This window comes from Paraburkholderia sp. BR10882, from assembly GCF_040948855.1.
Taxonomy (GTDB): Bacteria; Pseudomonadota; Gammaproteobacteria; order Burkholderiales; family Burkholderiaceae; genus Paraburkholderia; species Paraburkholderia nodosa_A.
This window is the reverse complement of the sequence record NZ_JBFPKP010000004.1, coordinates 459976-477522: the sequence shown is the minus strand read 5'-3', so window position 1 is coordinate 477522 and position 17547 is coordinate 459976. Positions and strand designations below refer to the sequence as shown.

The 17547-nt window shown below is 64.9% G+C and carries 15 protein-coding genes; 11 read left to right on the top strand and 4 right to left on the bottom strand.

The annotated features are described in order from the left end of the window. Positions 1-637 precede the first annotated feature (637 nt). Complete coding sequence (locus AB3X99_RS14495; protein ID WP_069269081.1) at positions 638-1828, top strand: glycosyltransferase family 4 protein; 1191 nt, start codon at positions 638-640, stop codon at positions 1826-1828. A 36-nt stretch (positions 1829-1864) separates the two neighbouring features. Here AB3X99_RS14495 and AB3X99_RS14490 read toward each other — a convergent pair whose 3' ends face one another. Together AB3X99_RS14490 and AB3X99_RS14485 are read right to left on the bottom strand one after the other, a co-directional pair. After that, positions 1865-2866, bottom strand: coding sequence for a GNAT family N-acetyltransferase (locus AB3X99_RS14490; protein ID WP_342947478.1), 1002 nt, complete (start codon positions 2864-2866; stop codon positions 1865-1867). A 502-nt stretch (positions 2867-3368) separates the two neighbouring features. Beyond that, positions 3369-4232, bottom strand: a complete 864-nt coding sequence (locus AB3X99_RS14485) for an IclR family transcriptional regulator (RefSeq protein ID WP_069269080.1) — start codon at positions 4230-4232, stop codon at positions 3369-3371. A 321-nt stretch (positions 4233-4553) separates the two neighbouring features. Here AB3X99_RS14485 and AB3X99_RS14480 point away from each other — a divergent pair, with 321 nt between their 5' ends. The 10 genes from AB3X99_RS14480 to AB3X99_RS14435 all read left to right on the top strand — a co-directional run bounded on the left by AB3X99_RS14480 (position 4554) and on the right by AB3X99_RS14435 (position 14576). Then, on the top strand, positions 4554-5645 hold the full coding sequence (locus AB3X99_RS14480) for an ABC transporter ATP-binding protein (protein WP_069269079.1): 1092 nt from the start codon (positions 4554-4556) through the stop codon (positions 5643-5645). After that, complete coding sequence (locus tag AB3X99_RS14475) at positions 5638-6543, top strand: ABC transporter permease (RefSeq protein ID WP_368617296.1); 906 nt, start codon at positions 5638-5640, stop codon at positions 6541-6543. The genes AB3X99_RS14480 and AB3X99_RS14475 overlap by 8 nt, the downstream gene beginning before the upstream one ends. A 19-nt stretch (positions 6544-6562) precedes the next feature. Beyond that, positions 6563-7357, top strand: a complete 795-nt coding sequence (locus AB3X99_RS14470; protein WP_368617295.1) for an ABC transporter permease — start codon at positions 6563-6565, stop codon at positions 7355-7357. A 47-nt stretch (positions 7358-7404) separates the two neighbouring features. Further along, a complete protein-coding gene (locus AB3X99_RS14465) occupies positions 7405-7743 on the top strand; it encodes a (2Fe-2S)-binding protein (protein WP_342947474.1) in 339 nt (112 codons plus the stop codon). Next, positions 7740-9176 carry an FAD-dependent oxidoreductase gene (locus AB3X99_RS14460; RefSeq protein ID WP_368617294.1) on the top strand — a complete coding sequence of 479 codons (1437 nt, stop codon included), beginning with the start codon at positions 7740-7742 and terminating at the stop codon, positions 9174-9176. The genes AB3X99_RS14465 and AB3X99_RS14460 overlap by 4 nt, the downstream gene beginning before the upstream one ends. Next, positions 9169-10305: an NAD(P)/FAD-dependent oxidoreductase gene (locus AB3X99_RS14455; RefSeq protein WP_368617293.1), complete on the top strand. Its 1137-nt coding sequence runs from the start codon at positions 9169-9171 to the stop codon at positions 10303-10305. The genes AB3X99_RS14460 and AB3X99_RS14455 overlap by 8 nt, the downstream gene beginning before the upstream one ends. Positions 10306-10317: 12 nt before the next feature. After that, positions 10318-11364 carry an ABC transporter substrate-binding protein gene (locus tag AB3X99_RS14450; RefSeq protein WP_368617292.1) on the top strand — a complete coding sequence of 349 codons (1047 nt, stop codon included), beginning with the start codon at positions 10318-10320 and terminating at the stop codon, positions 11362-11364. 84 nt (positions 11365-11448) lie between these two features. Continuing rightward, a complete protein-coding gene (locus AB3X99_RS14445) occupies positions 11449-13008 on the top strand; it encodes an SH3 domain-containing protein (protein WP_368617291.1) in 1560 nt (519 codons plus the stop codon). Between the two features lie 166 nt (positions 13009-13174). Next, complete coding sequence (locus AB3X99_RS14440) at positions 13175-13312, top strand: hypothetical protein (protein ID WP_176733017.1); 138 nt, start codon at positions 13175-13177, stop codon at positions 13310-13312. 190 nt (positions 13313-13502) lie between these two features. Next, positions 13503-14576 carry a porin gene (locus AB3X99_RS14435; protein ID WP_368617348.1) on the top strand — a complete coding sequence of 358 codons (1074 nt, stop codon included), beginning with the start codon at positions 13503-13505 and terminating at the stop codon, positions 14574-14576. 71 nt (positions 14577-14647) lie between these two features. Here AB3X99_RS14435 and AB3X99_RS14430 read toward each other — a convergent pair whose 3' ends face one another. Both AB3X99_RS14430 and AB3X99_RS14425 read right to left on the bottom strand, forming a co-directional pair. Beyond that, positions 14648-16615, bottom strand: coding sequence for a beta-galactosidase (locus AB3X99_RS14430; protein ID WP_368617290.1), 1968 nt, complete (start codon positions 16613-16615; stop codon positions 14648-14650). A 77-nt stretch (positions 16616-16692) separates the two neighbouring features. Then, a complete protein-coding gene (locus AB3X99_RS14425) occupies positions 16693-17544 on the bottom strand; it encodes a carbohydrate ABC transporter permease (protein WP_368617289.1) in 852 nt (283 codons plus the stop codon). Positions 17545-17547 lie beyond the last annotated feature (3 nt).

Genomic DNA, 17547 nt, shown 5'->3' with positions numbered 1-17547 from the left:
CAGCGCCGCGCAATTCCCTAGAAATGCATTACGCAAAACCTTCGATTGCCATTCCGGTTCGCATGTTTGTTATCGAATTGAAGGACTAAGCGCCACGGGTCAACCCTAGGATATTAAGCCGAAAATCTGATGCTGACCTTAAGCGCTTTCCCTTCTGCCAACGTATTGAAACATGCCAAACCTCCAGTGTGACGCATTGATATGACAGTTTTCATCGCCCCGCACCGATTGATGTCGGTTGTGATGACAATCGGTTACAAGCCATGCGCAAACCCGCCCTCTGGCATCCGGAAATCGCTCCAATCGGCCCGACCTACGCAAGTCATGTGCCATTTCGTGCAAGCGCCTTGCGTATTCCTCGGAAGGATTGACCCGCAAGGTTTCATCTGCTTTGCATCGCCTCCGCCATATCGGACAAGTTTTCGCTGATCACCGACATCACGTAAAAACGCCTCACACAATCGGGTTACGATGCAGCAAACGGCGCGACTGCGGGTCCCCGCCGCGATTATGCGAGCGGTTCGGCGCAGCCAACGCTGCCCGGCAGGTCTGGACGACTGTCCGGGATTTCATGCAGACCAGGCACCCGTGGTGCGCTGCCTGCTCAACCAAGCGCCACCGCGAGCCGTCATTGTCCATGCGTATCCTCTTCGTCATCGGCAACCTGGGCGACTATCACGTCCCTCGCTACGAGGCACTCGTCAGCGCGGCCTCCAGTCGCGGCCACCAGGTGGCGCTGCTCGAGGTCTTTGCGCGCTCGGGCGTCTACGGCTTTCCTCAGGAACGCCGCGCGGCATTCTTCGCGAACCGCCCGCGCATGGCGGAAACGCTGGTCGAGAACGGCGCCGACAGCGATGGTCTCGGCGCGCGCGACACCGCGCGCCTGATTGCGAAGGTGCGCAACTTCGAGCCCGACGTGGTCATCACGCTCGGCTACAACACCGGCTATTCGGCGGTGCTCTGTTTCCTCAGACATCTCACGCGCCGCTTCAAGCTCATCTACATGTCGGATTCGAAGGCCGACGACGGACTGCGCCAGCGCACCAAGGAGCGGCTCAAGCGCTTTATCGTGAGCCGCTTCGACGGGGCGCTCGTCGCGGGCGAGAAGCATCGCCGTTACGCGCAATCGCTTGGCATACCGAAGGAGCGTTCCCGCATTGGTTTCGATGTGATCGACGTCGACTATTTTTCGGATCTCGCGCAGGCCGCGAGCGTCAACCCCGAGGCCGTGCGATCGCGCTTCGGCCTGCCGCAGCGCTATGTGCTGTGCGTAAGCCGCTTCGTCGCGCGCAAGAACGTCGACGTGCTGATCGACGCCTACCGCAAATCCGGGGTGTACAACGAAAATATCGGCCTCGTTCTGGTGGGTCAGGGTCCGCTCGAAGCGCAGCTGCGCGCGCGCATCGATTCGCTCGGCCTGACGTCTCATGTGACGATACTCAACTCACTCGCCAACCAGGAAATGCCGAATCTCTACGCGCTCGCGGAATTCGTCGTCCTCGCGAGCGAATTCGATCAATGGGGCCTGTGCGTGAACGAAGCGTTCGCGGCCGGGTGCCCTGCCATCGTCACGCGCACATGCGGCGTGGCTGGCGAAGTGGTGATCGACGGCGTGAACGGTTTTGTGGTCGAACCGCGCGACGTCTCGACATTAGCGCAGCGTATCGGCGAGCTGGGCGGCGAGCCCGCGCTGCGCGAACGCTTCGCTGCCGGCGCGCAAAGCACGATCCGGCGCTGGACCCCGTTGCTCTTCGCCTCGAGCGCGCTGGAACTTGCCGAGGTCACGACCCGTCGCGCAAGCGATCCCGCGCGGCACGAACTCGTGTAGCGTACGATATCGCTCGCCACACGACGCCCCCGCCGTCTATAGATTGGGGGCGAACACGCGCCCGGGCGCAATTTTCCGTTTAAGCGTACGCATCAGCAAATACACCGTGCCGTGGCGCTCGACGCCCAGCCGCTGCGTGAGCGTCGCGCCGAATCCGTTGAGGAAGTTGAATGTCGACGGGCTCGAAAAGCCGTCGAAGTCGAACGTGAGCCTGCGCTCCAGCGCGCGGCCAATGCCGCTCCACAGCAGCAGGCTGATCGAGCCGCTATGCGCGTCCTGCGCGCGCGATGACAACAGGTAATACATTGCCTGATGGTCCCAGACAAGGCCGACCGCCGCCACGAGCTTCCCGCCTTGCCCATAGGCGCCGAGCAGCATCCCGGCCTTGCGCTCGACGAACGCGTTGACGAGGTCGCGCATGACCGCATCCCCATAAGCGTTGGTACGCGAACGCGCCGCGAGATTCGCGTCGTAGAACGCGATGAACTCGGCGGGCTCGATATCCGGCACGACGGTCAATTCACGGGAGGCGCTGCGGATCACGTTGCGTGTCTTGCTGTTCAGACGCTTCCATGCTTCGTCGGCCGACGTGTTCCGGTCGATGCGAAACGTGTAGCGCGCCGTCACCGTAAAGCCATGCAGCGCGAACGCGAGGGCGTCGTCGATGCGCGGGTCGAGCACCTGAAAAAAGCTGTCGCAGTCGGGCAATTGCTCGATCAGCTTGCCGGTGACGTCGAGTTCATGATGCAGTTGGCGAGCCTCGCTGCCCGTCACGGACTTGATGACCGGCCCGAGCGTTCGCGTGAGCGGCGGCAGGTGCGAGACACGCCACAGTCGCGTGCGTTGCATCGCGTACGGCATCTCGCCAATGACCTCGTCGTCCTGCTTCACCACCGCAAGCTTCCAGTCGCCTTGCGTGGCGATGTCGAGCCACCAGCGCTCATGAAAGATCGAAGGCGCCGCGCGTACCGGCACCGGCGTAACAGTAGCAGCCGGTGCCTCGAAAACGGGCAACGTCCGGTCGTTTATGGTCGTCATCGATCACCGGTATATTCTGACTGCAAGCGCCGCGGGATCACACATGCGCTCCACCTCCCCCAGCACCCACGCTCCTCAATGACTTCTCGTCGACGTGGCAACGGCATGTACTCAATGTGACAGTTCACGTGGCGGGTGGTTTTGTCCCTTCCGGGTCCTGCAAGACTACATGCGAAACCACGCTTCGGGCGCTCCTGTTTTCGTTTCCGGGGTCACCTGCTCGCGCCGCCATGGATTGCGACGCTCCATGGCGGCGAACTGCCATTTCGTACGTCGCCTTCAGTCTACGAATAGCCACCTGCCTATTTACGCCAAAACCAAGACGCATGCGGATAGGTTATCCCCCTGGTCAATTTTCGTCCGATCATACTGTTCGATTTCGCAATGCAGCAATGCACGGACCTGGTAAACGTTTGCACACCGATTGCTCAACGAGAACGATTCGCGATCAGGTAATTTAGTTAGGAATGCGTTCGACTAGATCAATACCCGCCGTCATCGCTCAAGCCAATGGTTGCGTCGACATCGCTCGCGTGAGCCCGTGCATGGGGCGGCGCACCGCCACATCGAACGGGTTCGTTTGCGGCCCGATGATTTCGGCCTGCCGCTTGAGCAGTTCTACGATCGTCGGCAACCGGTCTTCCGTGAGACGAGCAGCCAGCGTGCCCACGCTCAATGCGCCCACGGCGCAGCCGTTCTGGTCCAGAATCGGCACAGCCACGCCCGCCATGCCCTCGAGCACGCCGGTGTTGCGCCCCGCGTAGCCGAGCTTGCGCACGCGCTCGATCTCCGTGCGCAAATACACCTCGTCCAGCACGCCGTAACTGCGCAAGCGCGGCACGTTGAACCGGATGATTTCTTCGCGCTCGGCCTCGGGCTGGAACGCAAGAATGGCAAGACTGCCCTGGCCGACGCCCAGCGCTACACGCCCGCCGATATCGCCCGTGAACGAGCGGATCGGAAACGGGCCTTCACACATGTCGAGGCACACCGCGTCGAAGCTACTCTTCACGAGCAGGAAAATGGTGTCGCCAAGGCTTGCGCACAGGCGCAGCAATGCAGGCCGGCATAGCGTGCGCATTCCGCTGGGATTACCCGCCTGCGCCGCGAGCGCAAAAAAATCCACGCTCAGCCGATAGCGCCTCGTGCCTTCGTCCTGCTCGACCACGCCTTCGGCGATCAGCCCCTGCAGCAGTCGATGCACAGTAGCCTGGGTCAGGCCCACGGCCTTGGCGAGCGCGGTCACGCGACTGCCTTCCGCCTGACTTGCCCCCAGCGCGCGGATCACCGCAAATGCGCGCTGCAACACGCCCGCGCCGCGTGCGTCGTCGGCCGGCGTTCCACTTTTCTCTTCCCCTGACGTCATAACGATCTCGGTTGATTCCATAGAGCGGAATATCCGCCAAAAGCTGGCTGAATTGGCGCGCGGCCCAACAGATTGGACCACCAAACGTCATCGTGCTTGCATCCGGGCCTGTTCAGGGATTTCCCGAAGTTCACCGGACGAAACGATCGGCCAGCAAGCCGCATCCACATTCCATCAAACGGAATATAAGTCAGATTCCTATCGCTCGATGGAATTTTAAATTGACGACTAAAAATTTGGCTAGCTACAGTCGGTTCAACGCCCTGCACCTTGATTCGCCCAGCGGGTGCCGGCGCAACCCAAGCACTGGAAGGCCACACCATGTCGTTCCTCACCCTGACCGATGTATCGAAATCGTTCGGCGACCTGCAGGCGGTCGCGGGCGTCAATTTGTCGGTGGAAAAAGGCGAGTTCGTCTCACTGCTCGGCCCCTCGGGCTGCGGAAAGACCACGACGCTGCAGATGATCGCCGGCTTCGTGGAAACCACACGCGGGCGCATCACGCTCGACGGGCGTGACATCACGCAGATGCCGCCGAACAAGCGCGGCCTCGGCATCGTATTCCAGAGCTATGCGCTCTTTCCGCACATGAGCGTGGAGCAGAACGTGAGCTTCGGCCTCGAAATGCGCGGTGTGGATAAAGCCGAGCGTCGGGACCGCACTCGCGAGGCGCTCGCGCTCGTGCGCCTCGACGCCTACGCGCAGCGTTTTCCGCGCGAGCTTTCGGGCGGCCAGCGCCAGCGCGTGGCAATTGCGCGCGCCATTGTGATCGCGCCGCCCGTGCTGCTGCTCGACGAGCCGATGTCCAATCTCGACGCCAAACTGCGCGAAGACATGCAGTTCGAACTGCGCGCCATTCAGCGCAAGATCGGCACGACCACGCTGATGGTCACGCACGATCAGTCGGAAGCACTGTCGATCAGCGACCGCGTGGTCGTGATGGAAAGCGGCCGCATCACCCAGGTCGACACGCCTTATCGCGCGTACGAGCGGCCCGAAAACGACTTCGTCTCGCAGTTCATCGGCAAGGCCAACATGCTCGCGGGCCGCATCGTCGCGCGCGAAGGCGATACGATCCGCGTGGATCTCGGCCACGATCTCGCCGAAACGGGCTCGACGGCGCAACTCCCCGAACGCGGCCGCGCGGTGGGTGTCGGCGACGCGATCACGCTGTGCATCCGCCCCGAAAAGCTCAAGCTCTGCGCGAGCGGTTCGGGCCGGCTCGCCGGGCGCGTGACGAGCCGCTTCTTCCTCGGCAGCCAGTGGCTCTACCGGCTCGACAGCCGCGCGGGCGAAATGCTCGTGTGCTGCCAGAACGAGGGCAACGAGCCGCTTGCCGAAGGCGACCAGGTGGGCATCGACTGGCATAGCGACGCGATCCGCTTCATCCATCGGGAGGGCGCCCGTGTCTAGCACGCTCCGCGCTTCGCAGCCAGCTCCGCACGCCACGGTGCGCGCGGGCTGGCAGGCTTACATGCCACTCTGGCTCATGAGCGCGCCCGCGCTGCTACTGTTCGCCGCGCTCGTGCTCGTGCCGCTCGCCATGACCTTCGCGCTCACGTTCTACCGCTTCGATCCGATGAGCGGCCCCATCGCCGCATTCGATCTGCACAACTACGTAGAAGTGCTGGGCTCGTCGTACTTTCACACGACCTTCCTGCGCACCTTCGGCATTGCCGCGCTCACCACGCTGCTGTGCGTCGTGATCGGCACGCCGGAGGCGTACATCCTCTCGCGCATGCGCGACCCATGGCGCTCGCTCTTCCTGCTCGTGATCCTCGCGCCGCTGCTGGTTTCCGTGGTGGTGCGCGCGTTCGGCTGGAGCATGCTGCTCAACATGAACGGTCTCGTGAACCAGTTCTTCGCTCTGTTCGGCGCGGGCCCCTTCAAGCTCGAATACACGACCTTCGCGATCGTCATTGCGCTCGTGCACGTGATGCTGCCGTTCATGGCGATTCCCGTGTGGACCGCGCTGCAAAGGCTCGATCCGCAAACCCGGAACGCGGCGCTGTCGCTGATGGCGTCGCCTTTCACCACCCTGCGCCGCATCGTGCTGCCGCAACTCATGCCGGGCATTCTCTCGGGCAGCCTCATGGTGTTCGGCCTGTCGGCGAGCGCCTTCGCGATTCCTGGCCTGCTGGGCGGCCGGCGCCTGAAGGTGGCGGCCACCGCCGTGTACGACCAGTTCCTCAGCTCGATGAACTGGCCGCTCGGCGCGACCATCGCCGTGCTGCTGCTCGTCGCCAATCTCGTGGTGATGCTCACCTACTACCGCGTGCTCGAACGGCGCTACGCGCGCAGCATGGGCTAAGGCCCCAGGACACAACATCATGCGCAAAAACGGACCGCTCGCCCTCACGTTCCATAGCTTCGTCATTCTGTTCGTGCTGGCGCCGCTCGTCATCGTCATTCTCGTGGCATTCACGCCCGACGAAACCTTGACGCTCCCCACGCACGGCCTGTCGCTGCGCTGGTTCCGCGCAATCCTCGACTACCCCGACTTCATCACCGCGTTCTTCAACAGCCTCAAGCTCGCGTTCGCCTCGGCCACGCTCTCGCTCGTCATCGCGATGCCCGCGGGACTCGCCATTGGCCGTGCGCGCTTTCCGGGCCGCGGCTTTCTCAACGCGCTGCTGCTTTCGCCGCTCGTGATTCCGGGGCTCGTGCTGGGCATCGCGCTGCTGCGCTTTTTCGCGCTGATCGGCGCGACCGGCTCGTTCGCGTGGCTGATCCTCGCGCATATGATCATCATCACGCCGTTCGTCATGCGGCTCGTGCTCGCCTCGGTGAGCGGCCTCGACCGCAGCATCGAGCATGCAGCCGCGTCGCTCGGCGCGAACGCCTGGACGACCTTCCGCCGCGTCACGCTGCCGATGATCGTGCCCGGCATCACGGGCGGCTGGCTGCTCGCGTTCATCAACAGCTTCGATGAACTGACGATGTCGATCTTCGTGACCTCGCCGCAAACCGTCACGCTGCCCGTGCGCATGTATATGTACGCAACCGAGTCGATCGACCCGATGATGGCCTCCGTTTCCGCGCTCGTCATTTTCATCACGGCGGGTGCGATGTTCCTGCTCGACCGCGTATACGGGCTCAACCGCATTCTGATCGGGCAGCACTGAACGCCGCCCGCCTCTTTCGATTCCTGCTGCCGCGCCACCGACCTTCCATGAGCACCGCCACGCCGCTTCCCCTTGCCCAGTTCGTCCGCGTTGCCGAAACCGCGCGCGCGAGCGTTTCCTTCGTTTTAGACGGCGTCGAAGTCAAGGCGCTCGCGGGGGATACGCTGCTCACCGCGATCCTCACGCATCAGCGGCACGTGCGCCGCAGCGAGTTCAGCACGGAACCGCGCGCGGGCTTCTGCCTGATCGGCGCTTGCCAGGACTGCTGGGTGCGCTGCGAAGACGGCACGCGCCTGCGCGCCTGCTCCACGCCGTTGCGCGAAGGCATGCGTGTGGTGACGCGCACTGGTTCGGATACCAAAATTTATGGCGGAGGTGCGCGATGAGCGCGACCGGGCCCGAGCGCATCGTCATCGTCGGCACAGGACCGGCCGGCATTCGCGCCGCGCAAACGCTCGTGGCCGCGGGACTGCGCCCCACCGTCATCGACGAAAACGCGCGCTGGGGCGGCCAGATTTATCGCCAGCCCGCTGACGGTGCAGGCTTTTCGCGCACGAAAACCGCGCTCTACGGCTTCGAGGCGAAGAAAGCCGATGCGGTCCATCGCACCATGGCCGACCTGCTCCCGAAAATCGACTATCGGCCCGACACGCTGGCCTGGTCGTGCGAGCCGGGCCGGCTCGACACCCTGCGCGCGGGCCGCGAATCGAGCGTGCCGTGGTCGCATCTGATCATCGCGAGCGGCGCCACCGACCGCATCGTGCCGCTGCCCGGCTGGACGTTGCCAGGCGCCTATACACTCGGCGGCGCCCAGGTCGCGCTGAAGGCGCAGGGCTGCGCAATTGGCCAGCGCACCGTGTTCGCCGGCACCGGGCCGCTGCTCTACCTCGTCGCGTATCAGTATGCGAAAGCGGGCGCGCAAGTAGCCGCCGTGCTTGACACGAGCCCGTTTGGGCGCCAGGCCGCCGCCGCGCCGAAGCTGCTCAACCAGCCGGGCACCTTCGCCAGGGGCGTTTATTACGTCGCGTGGCTCAAGGCGCATGGCGTGCGCATGGAGCATGGCGTCGCGCTCGAGGCCATCGAAGGCGACGCGGCGGTGCAATACGTCCGCTGGCGCGCGGCCGACGGCAAGGAGCACGCCATCGCCTGCGATGCGATCGGCCTCGGCTACGGCTTGCGGCCCGAAACCCAGCTCGCCGATCTCGCGGGCTGCCGCTTCGCCTTCGACGACCTCAACCGCTGCTGGCTGCCCGAACGCGATGCGGCGGGCCGCAGCTCTGTGCCGGGCGTCTATCTGGCCGGCGACGGCGCCGGTATCGCAGGCGCCGATGCCGCCGAACTCGCGGGCAGCCGCGCCGCACTCGCGATGCTCGAAGATATCGGCATCGAAGCGCCACAGCACGATGCTGCTTTGCCTGATGTGGCAACGATCGAGAAGCGTCTCGAACGGATCGCGCGCTTTCGCGTGGGCATCGAGCAGGCATTTGCCCCGCCGGCCAACTGCGCCGCCAACTGGCCCGACGACCTGACCATCTGCCGCTGCGAGGAAGTCGATGCCGGCACGCTGCGTAGTTGTATCCGCGACGGTTTCGCCAGCGAGGTCAACCGCCTGAAGGCGCTCACGCGTATCGGCATGGGGCGCTGCCAGGGGCGCATGTGCGGCGAATCCGCCATGGCGCTACTGAGCGTGGAGACCGGCAAGCCGCTGCACGAGGTGGGCCGCTTACGCAGCCAGGCGCCGATCAAGCCGATTCCCATTTCACCGATGCTGTTCGACGACGGCGTGCAAGTCATCGAAGAGGAAGCCCACGATGAGTGACACGCGCCACTTCCAGGTTGTGATTGCGGGTGGCGGGCTCGTCGGCGCATCGGCGGCGCTCGCACTCGCGCGCAAGGGGGTAAGCGTCGGCTTGTTCGAGCGGCGCTTTTGCGGCGCGCAGGCGAGCGGCGTGAACTACGGCGGCGTGCGCACCCACGGACGCAGCGCCGAGCAACTGCCGCTTGCGGTGCGCGCCCGGCGCGTATGGAGCCGCTTGCCCGAACTGATCGGCAGCGACGGCGAATTCGTCGTGTCGGGGCACTTGCGCCTCGCGCGCCGCGACAGCGATCTCGACGCGCTTCACGCGTGGTCCGACATGGCGCGCGATTTCGGCGTGGAGTCGGTCGTCATGAGCGGCGAAGCATTTCGGCGCCGCTACCCGTGGCTCGGCAAAACCGCCATTGGCGGGGCACTTTGCGCGAGCGACGGCCAGGCGAATCCGCGTCTCGTCTCGCCCGGCTTCGCGGTGGCGGCGCGGCGCGCGGGCGCGCACGTGCAGGAGCAGACCGCGCTCGCCGACCTGAGCTTCGACGGCCGGCGTTTCCAGATGCGCGCGGGCCACGAGCGCATCAGCGCGGACTGGCTGATCAACTCGTCGGGCGCCTGGGCCAATACGGTGGCGGGCGCGTTCGGCGAAACCGTGCCGATGAAGCCGATCTACCCGAACATGTGGGTGACGGAGCCGCTGCCGCGCTTTATCCAGCACAACCTGGGCGTCTACGGCGGCGGCGTCTACGCGCGCCAGGTCGAGCGCGGCAACTGCGTGATCGGCGGCGGACGCGGGCACGGCGACGGCGAGTACGCACAGCCGTCCACCGCCACCACGCGCGCCGTCATGCGCGACGCCTGCGCGCTGCTGCCCGGCCTGCGCGACGCGCTGCTCATCCGCACGTGGAGCGGCGTGGAAGGCGAAACACCGGACAGCAACCCGATCATCGGTTTCAGCAACACCACGCCGCGCCTCGTGCACGCTTTCGGCTTTTCCGGCGGCGGCTTCCTGCTGGCGCCGGGCGTAGGCGAAGTCCTCGCCGAACTCGTCACAGAAGGCACGACGAGCACGCCCATCGAGGCGTTCGCTATCGGCCGCTTCACGCAGTCTTGCGTTCATGCCGCTCTCCCAATCAAATAAGGAGTCCCCACGATGAAACTCACACGCACCCTGGCTCCGCTGGCCGCACTCGTTGCCTTGGGCATCCCGCAAGGCGCCTGGTCGCAAACGAAGACAATCTACATCGGCATGAACGGCGGCCCGATGGAGAAAGCCTACACGAGCCAGGTCCTGCCCGACTTCGAGAAGGCCAACAACGTGAAGGTGGTGGTCGTGCCGGGCACGTCGTCCGACGTGCTCGCGAAGCTCCTCGCCAACCGCAACAGCCCGCAGATGCATGTCGCCTTTCTCGACGACGGCGTAATGGCGCGCGCGGTGAGCATGGGCGTGTGCGAGAAACTCGACGATTCGCCGGTGCTCAAGGAGCTGTATCCGTTCGCGCGCATGAAAGGCGACGTGGGCGCGGGCGTGCAGCTCGGCATGACGGGCATTGGCTACAACACGAAGGTGTTCGCCGATAAAGGCTGGGCGCCGCCCACTTCGTGGCTCGATTTCGCCAATCCGAAATACAAGGGCAAGGTAGTGTTCCAGTCGGCTTCGAGCAGCACGTTCGGGCTGCACGGCTTTCTCGCCATCAACCGCCTGATGGGCGGCAGCGAGAGCAATGTCGAGCCGGGCTTCACGAAGTGGGCGAGCACGGTGGGGCCGAACGTCGTCGAATATATTCCGAATTCGGCCAAGCTCTCGGAGATGATCCAGACCGGCGAGGCCGGCATTTTCCCGCTCACGCCCACCGCAGTGGGTGACCTGAAGGACAAGGGCCTGCCCGTGGCCTACGCCAACCCGAAGGAAGGCGCCGTGCTGCTGCTCGTGGACCTGTGCGTGGTGAAGAACAATCCCGACCCGCAGCTCGCGCAAAAGCTCGCGCAGTTCCTGCTGTCGGCGCCCGCACAGAGCAAGGCGGCCTCCGCCGGCAAGCAGATTCCGACCAACCAGAACGCGACCATGCCGCCCGACATGCAAAAGAGCCTGGGCAATCTCGACCAGCTCGTGAAGAAGGTGACGGTGGTGGACTGGGACGTGATCAACGAGCACCGCGCGCAATGGGATTCGCGCTGGAACCGGCAGATCGAGCAGTAATCGTTTGATTTTCGGGCATCAGCGAGGGCGGTGGGCGCGGCGCGTCCTGTATCATCCACGGGTTGTCGAACCGCCCGCTCGCCCATGCGCTCCGCCCTCGATTCTTCGTTTCGCCTTTCCGCTTTTGCCCTGGCTCCGCGCGCCCGCTTCCTCGCCCTGACGCTAGCCGCCGCGTGCGTGCTGCCGGGATGCGCGACCGGCCCGGCCTCGCAGAGTCCTGCCGGGCAGGCGCTCCCGCCCGATACGGTCACGCTGTTCCCGATCGAGCACTACGACCAGAACGTCGATCACTGGATCGATCCGGCCAGCGCCGGTTACGACAAGCCCTACCTTTCGCCCGACGTCCAGCGCGCGCAATTCGATGCGCTCGTCGCGCGCTATTTCGGTGCAGGGCCGAACGATCCCTCGCCCTGGAATCGCGCGTTTGTCGAGCAGCGTGTGTATCGCGACGGCGGCAGCGACATTGCCGCGCTGCAGACGCGCCGCCTCGCATACTTCGACAACACCGGCAAGGAGGCGCGCCGCATTGGCTACGGCATGAATTTCCGGCCGCACACGAAGGCGTGGATCGACGCCATCGAGCGCAACGCCAACGTCAGCCAGTTCGAACAGTCCAGCGGCTTCGATGCCACGCGTCGCGCCATCGCCACGACGGCACTGTACGTGCGCGAGCTGCCCACCGTCGACCCGTCGTTCTATTCACATCGCATAGCAGGCGAAGGCTATCCCTTCGACAACCTGCAGGTGAGCGCCGTGCGGCCGGGCACGCCGCTCTACGTGCTCGGCACGAGCGCAGACGGCGCCTGGCGCTACGTGCAGACGCCGGACGTGCAGGGCTGGGTGCGCAGCGACGGCGTGGCGAGCGTCGATGAAGCCTTCGTTTCGACGTGGCGCGCGGCGGCGCACCACTCGCTCGGCGTCGTGGTCGTGGCCTCCGCCGCGCTGCGCGACGATGGCGGCGTGTTCCGCTTCGACGCGCCTGCCGGCACGCTGCTGCCGCTGCGCCCCGCTTCCGGCGCGAAGCCGGGCGAAGTGCTCGTGCCCGCCCGCGATGTAGACGGCCGCGCGGCGATCCGCACGGCAGTGCTCGATTCGAACGCCATCGTGCCCGCGCCGCTCGCGGCGACGCCGCGCCATCTCGCACAGTTGATGAAGGCGCTGATCGGCCGCCCCTACGGCTGGGGCAATACGAACTTCGACAACGACTGCTCGGCCGAATTGCAGAGCATTTTCGCTGCGTTCGGCGTGTGGCTGCCCCGCCATTCGTCCACGCAAATGAACGCGGGGGCGATGACCGATCTTTCGGCTTCCACGCCCGCGCAACGCCTCGACTGGCTCGTGCAGCACGGCGCGCCCATGCGCACGCTCATCTATATAGGCGGTCACGTGATGCTCTACCTTGGCAACACGGAGCGCGACGGCAAGACGGTGCCGCTCGTCTATCAGGACGTCTGGGGCCTGCGCCCCGCCGAGAACAGCCGCCGCGCCGTGATTGGCGGCTCTGTCATCTTCCCTTTGCTGCTCGCCTACCCCGAAGACCCCAACCTCGAGTCGCTTGCAGGCACGCCGGTTTTCCAGGTCAGCATCCTGGGTGCGCCCGCGGGCAGCGCGCCGCCGCAGGATGAGGAGAATCCGGCGGGGTGAGGCAGGCGCCCGTGTGTCGATTCATGCGCCGGGTGCAACAAATTGATGCGCAAATGTGATCGTTTCTCCCAGGGTGACAGATTCCGCACGGTCGTACAAAAATAGCCCCCATCGAACGTAGCATTCCGTCAACGTTGCACACCTCTCGTCAGGGGAGAAGCGATCGGTGAACGCGCATTCAATCCGGCCCATGCCTAGCCGCAAGCCCACGATGACCACGCGCTCGCCCACGCTGTTCCTGCGCACGCGAGAGGACCCCGGCCGCCGCGCCAGACCGCAGGACTACGCGAAGTACTCCGCGTAGTACGCCGAGCAGCACTCCCAGCATTCCGATTCATGTGGTTCCGCGAGGAACCCCGGCCCCCTTTTGCCTGAAGCTTTATCCGCGGCTTTGCCTGGAGCATGGCCTGAAGCGTGCGCAGCACCTGTCACATCAATCTCAATCCATAAATAACACTAAGGATGACGAAATGTTACAACGCGACAACCTCGGCATGAAATGGCTGGTCCGCTGCCTCGCGGCGGCCGGTTTGATGGGCACAGCGAGTGTCGCGAGCGCGCAGAGCAGCGTCACCCTGTATGGCATCGTCGACGGATCGATCCTGTACACGAGCCATACGCTGAACACGCAGACGGGCCAGAACGCCGGCCATCAGTTCTCCTTCACGGACAGCGGCATGTCCGGCTCGAACTTCGGCATGCGCGGCGCCGAAGACCTGGGCGGCGGGATGCGCGCGGTATTCGCGCTCGAAAGCGGCATTAGCGTGGCGAACGGCCAGTTCGGCAATTCCAACGGCAACTTCTTCGGGCGTCAGGCGTGGATCGGCATGGAAAGCCCCTATGGTACGGTCAAGGCTGGTTTGCAGTACTCACCGTTCTTCCTATCGCTCTACCAGACGGACCCGCGCGGCATGTCGTATTTCGGCAGCGGTCTCGTGAGCTACGTGAACAACGTCTACGTGACCGGGCTCTTCAACAGCAACGCGATTACGTATACGTCCCCGGAAATCGCCGGCATTCAGGCGATGGGCATGTTCGCCATGGGCGGCGCGGCGGGCAACTTCCAGGCGGGACGCCAGTATTCGGCGAGCCTGCGCTATCACATCGCGGGCTTCACGATCACAGGCGCGCTGTATAGCGGCAATGCCGGAGGCAGCGCGGCCACCACGCCAGTGCCGAGCACCATCGAGTTCGTGGGCCGCACGATCGGCGCGAGCTATCGCTTCCCGAACTCGCTCACGATCTCCGCTTCGTACGCACTTTACAAGGTTGCGCAGTCGTTCGACAACAGCGTCTACTCCGGCGGGCTCAGCTATATGATCACGCCCTACCTCGACGTCGACGCCGGTGTCTGGTACACGCGCGACGGCAACGACGGCACCAACCACTCGCTCCTCGCGTCGAGCGGCGTGCAGTTCTTCCTCTCCAAACGCACGACGCTCTATGGCCAGGTGGGCTACGTGAACAACCACGGTCGTATGGACACGGGCTTGTCGATCAACAACGCGCTCTTTGAAGTCTCCGGGTCGACCGTGGGCGCGAGCTTCGGCATCCGGCATCTGTTCTGATGCGCGCGAGTGTTCCGCGGCGCGCGCGTGATGCGACGCGACGCGGAACACTCTCTCGGGTTAGCTGCGGCTCAGCGGGTTTCGCGCCACGCGCACACGTCGCCTCGCGCAAGCTCGCGCGCGCCCAGCACGAACTGGGCCCCGTCGGGGGCCGGCGCCTGAACACGTTGCTCGCCAAAGTTGAAGGCGAAGCACAATCCGCCGCGTCGGCTCACGCGCAAGCCTTCGGGCAAGCGCTGCGTGGCGAGGCCCGCGCCGCGCGCGGCTTCGTCGAGCATGGCGAGATGCAGCTCGCGCGAAAACCACGCAGCGGCGTAACGCACGCGGCCATGCGAGAGCAGCGCAGGCCAGCCGTCTTCGAATTGCGCCTGAACGCGCGTGGCGCCGTTGGCGCGCACGTGATCGCGCCAATGCAATGCCTCGCCCTGCACGCCGGCTAGCGTGACCGCGGGCGCGAGCGTGGGCCGCAGCGATTCGGCCTCGAGCACCTGCAACGGCAGCACGCGCTGCAACACGCCGGGCGGCAGGTCGCCGGGTATGGCGAAGTGCGCGGTCTTCGAGCCGCTGCGCGGCCCGAACACCCACAGGCCGACGCTGCGCTCGATCTGATCGACGAAGGCGTCGTCGATCACGGCCAGCGACGGCACCACCACGAGCCGGTACGCCGAAAGATCCGCGTGCCGCGAGACGATTTCGACATCGAGGCCCAGTTCGCGCAGCGCGCTGTAGTAGTCGAACGCGAGCGTCTGATAGTCGAAGCTCGCGCCGTGGCGCTGGATCTCGAACATCCACTGCGTTTCGTAGTCGAATACGAGCGCCACCTGGGCACGCCCCGCCGGTGCGAGTGTGCGCAACACGTCGCTCGCCGCGATCTCCCGCGCGGCCTGCTCCACCTCGCGGCCGCCGGGAGACAGCTCGTTATTCGGCAGATTGAGGCCCGAATGCATCTGCTCCTGCGCATACGGGCATTGCCGCCAGCGGAAGTACGAAACGAGTTCGGCGCCGTGCGCGAACGCTTCATAGGCCCACAGGCGCACCATGCCCGGCGCGGGCACCGGATTCCACGGCGCCCAGTTCACCGGTCCTGCCTGCTGCTCCATCACCCAGAAACGTCCGCCACCGATCGTGCGGTAACGGTCGTGGTCGAACGAGGAGACGTCTGGGTGCGCGGTGCGCGCGTAGCGAGCCTTCTGCGCTTCCGGCAACGCGATCACTTCGGTGCGCGCGATCGGATAGCTGTCCCACGTCGCCACGTCGATGGCCTTATCCGCCGCGAACTGGTAGTGATCGAAGGTCGTGAAAAAACCCATGAAGTTGTGCAATACGTCGGCGTTCGGCGCGTGGCGGCGCAGCACGTCTGCCTGCTCGCGATGAAAGCTCGCGACTTCAACCGACATGTAGCGGCGAAAATCCAGATGATGCGCCGGGTTGGCGTCGGTCGGCGTGCGCACGGGCAAGCCCACCGCTTCGAACGACGGGTACTCCATGCTCCAGAACACGTTGCCCCATGCCTCGTTGAGCGCCTCGATCGTGTCGTAGCGCTTCGCGAGCCACGTCTGGAAGCGGCGCTGCGCGGCACTCGACCAGCTCGGCACGGTGTCGTGGCAGCCCAGCTCGTTGTCGGTCTGCCATGCGACCACAGCCGGATGCGCGCCGTAGCGCTGCGCCATCGCCTCCGTAATGCGCACGCAATGGGCGCGATAAGCCTCGCTCGCAATGTCGTAGTGGCGGCGCGAGCCGTAGTTCCAGGGCGTGCCGTCGGCGCGCACGGGAAGCATCTCGGGCGTCGCGGCGACGAGCCACTTCGGCGGCGAGGCCGTGGGCGTGCCGAGCACGATCTTCAGGCCACGAGCCGCGAGCGTTTCGATCGCATCGTCGAGCCAGGCCCACTCATACACGCCGGCGCGCGGCTCCATGCGGCTCCAGGCGAATTCGCCAATGCGCACGTGGGTAATGCCGAATTCGGCCATGCGGCGCGCGTCGTCGGCCCACATCGTTTGCGGCCATTGTTCGGGGTAGTAGCAGACACCGATTTGCATGAGTGACAATCCGCCTCGGAATAACGTCGGGAATACGAATGAAATAAAAAAGGGCCTTCGGCTGCGGCCGGGCTCTCTCAGCCCTTGCTCGCGCCGAAGGTAAGCCCCGCGACAAAGTGTTTCTGCATGGCGAAGAACATCAGCACCGAAGGCAGCGCCGCAAGCACCGAGCCCGCCGCCACGAGGTTCCACGCCGTGGTCCACTGCCCCTTGAGCGCGGCTACGCCCACCGTGATCGGCGCGGCGTCGTCGCCCTGGGTGAGACACAGCGCCCAGAAGTAGTCGTTCCAGACGAACGTGAAGACGAGAATGCCGAGCGCGGCGAGCGCCGGCCGCACGAGCGGCATGACGATGCGCCAGTAAATGGCCCATTCGCTCGCGCCTTCCACGCGCGCGGCCTCGATCAGTTCGAACGGCAGTTGCTTGATGAAATTGCGCAGGAACAGCGTGCAGAATCCGGTCTGAAACGACACGTGAAAGATGATGAGCGCCCACACGGTGTTGTAGAGCCCTACGCGCAGCGCCATGTCGCGCACCGGGATCATGAGGATCTGGATCGGCACGAAGTTCCCGGCGACGAAGGCGAACAATACCGCCGTGTTGCCGCGAAAGCGATACGTGGATAGCGCGAAGCCCGCCATCGAAGCCAGCGTAATGGCACCGATCACCGAAGGCACCGTGATCAGCACGCTGTTCGCGAAGTAATGGAGCATCGGTGTTTGCGTGAGCGCCGCCCCGTAGTTTTCCAGCAGCGCGAAGTGCTTCGGCCAGCCCCAGTAGTCGCCCTGCTGCAGTTCCTCGGTAGACCGGATCGAGGTAATGAGCACGGCGAGCATGGGCAGCAGCCAGATGACGAGCGCAATGGGCAACGAGATCTTGTAGAGCGCGCGATTCGCGGGTTTCCAGCGATCGAGGGGAAGCGGATACATGGG

What these genes read in the sequence shown, in the direction of transcription:
- AB3X99_RS14480 (WP_069269079.1), top strand. Translation starts at nt 4,554, where the DNA reads ATGTCGTTCCTCACCCTGACCGATGTATCGAAATCGTTCGGCGACCTG.
- AB3X99_RS14455 (WP_368617293.1), top strand. Translation starts at nt 9,169, where the DNA reads ATGAGTGACACGCGCCACTTCCAGGTTGTGATTGCGGGTGGCGGGCTC.
- AB3X99_RS14470 (WP_368617295.1), top strand. Translation starts at nt 6,563, where the DNA reads ATGCGCAAAAACGGACCGCTCGCCCTCACGTTCCATAGCTTCGTCATT.
- AB3X99_RS14465 (WP_342947474.1), top strand. Translation starts at nt 7,405, where the DNA reads ATGAGCACCGCCACGCCGCTTCCCCTTGCCCAGTTCGTCCGCGTTGCC.
- AB3X99_RS14460 (WP_368617294.1), top strand. Translation starts at nt 7,740, where the DNA reads ATGAGCGCGACCGGGCCCGAGCGCATCGTCATCGTCGGCACAGGACCG.
- AB3X99_RS14425 (WP_368617289.1), bottom strand. Translation starts at nt 17,544, where the DNA reads ATGTATCCGCTTCCCCTCGATCGCTGGAAACCCGCGAATCGCGCGCTC.
- AB3X99_RS14490 (WP_342947478.1), bottom strand. Translation starts at nt 2,866, where the DNA reads ATGACGACCATAAACGACCGGACGTTGCCCGTTTTCGAGGCACCGGCT.
- AB3X99_RS14430 (WP_368617290.1), bottom strand. Translation starts at nt 16,615, where the DNA reads ATGCAAATCGGTGTCTGCTACTACCCCGAACAATGGCCGCAAACGATG.
- AB3X99_RS14435 (WP_368617348.1), top strand. Translation starts at nt 13,503, where the DNA reads ATGAAATGGCTGGTCCGCTGCCTCGCGGCGGCCGGTTTGATGGGCACA.
- AB3X99_RS14445 (WP_368617291.1), top strand. Translation starts at nt 11,449, where the DNA reads ATGCGCTCCGCCCTCGATTCTTCGTTTCGCCTTTCCGCTTTTGCCCTG.
- AB3X99_RS14495 (WP_069269081.1), top strand. Translation starts at nt 638, where the DNA reads ATGCGTATCCTCTTCGTCATCGGCAACCTGGGCGACTATCACGTCCCT.
- AB3X99_RS14485 (WP_069269080.1), bottom strand. Translation starts at nt 4,232, where the DNA reads ATGACGTCAGGGGAAGAGAAAAGTGGAACGCCGGCCGACGACGCACGC.
- AB3X99_RS14450 (WP_368617292.1), top strand. Translation starts at nt 10,318, where the DNA reads ATGAAACTCACACGCACCCTGGCTCCGCTGGCCGCACTCGTTGCCTTG.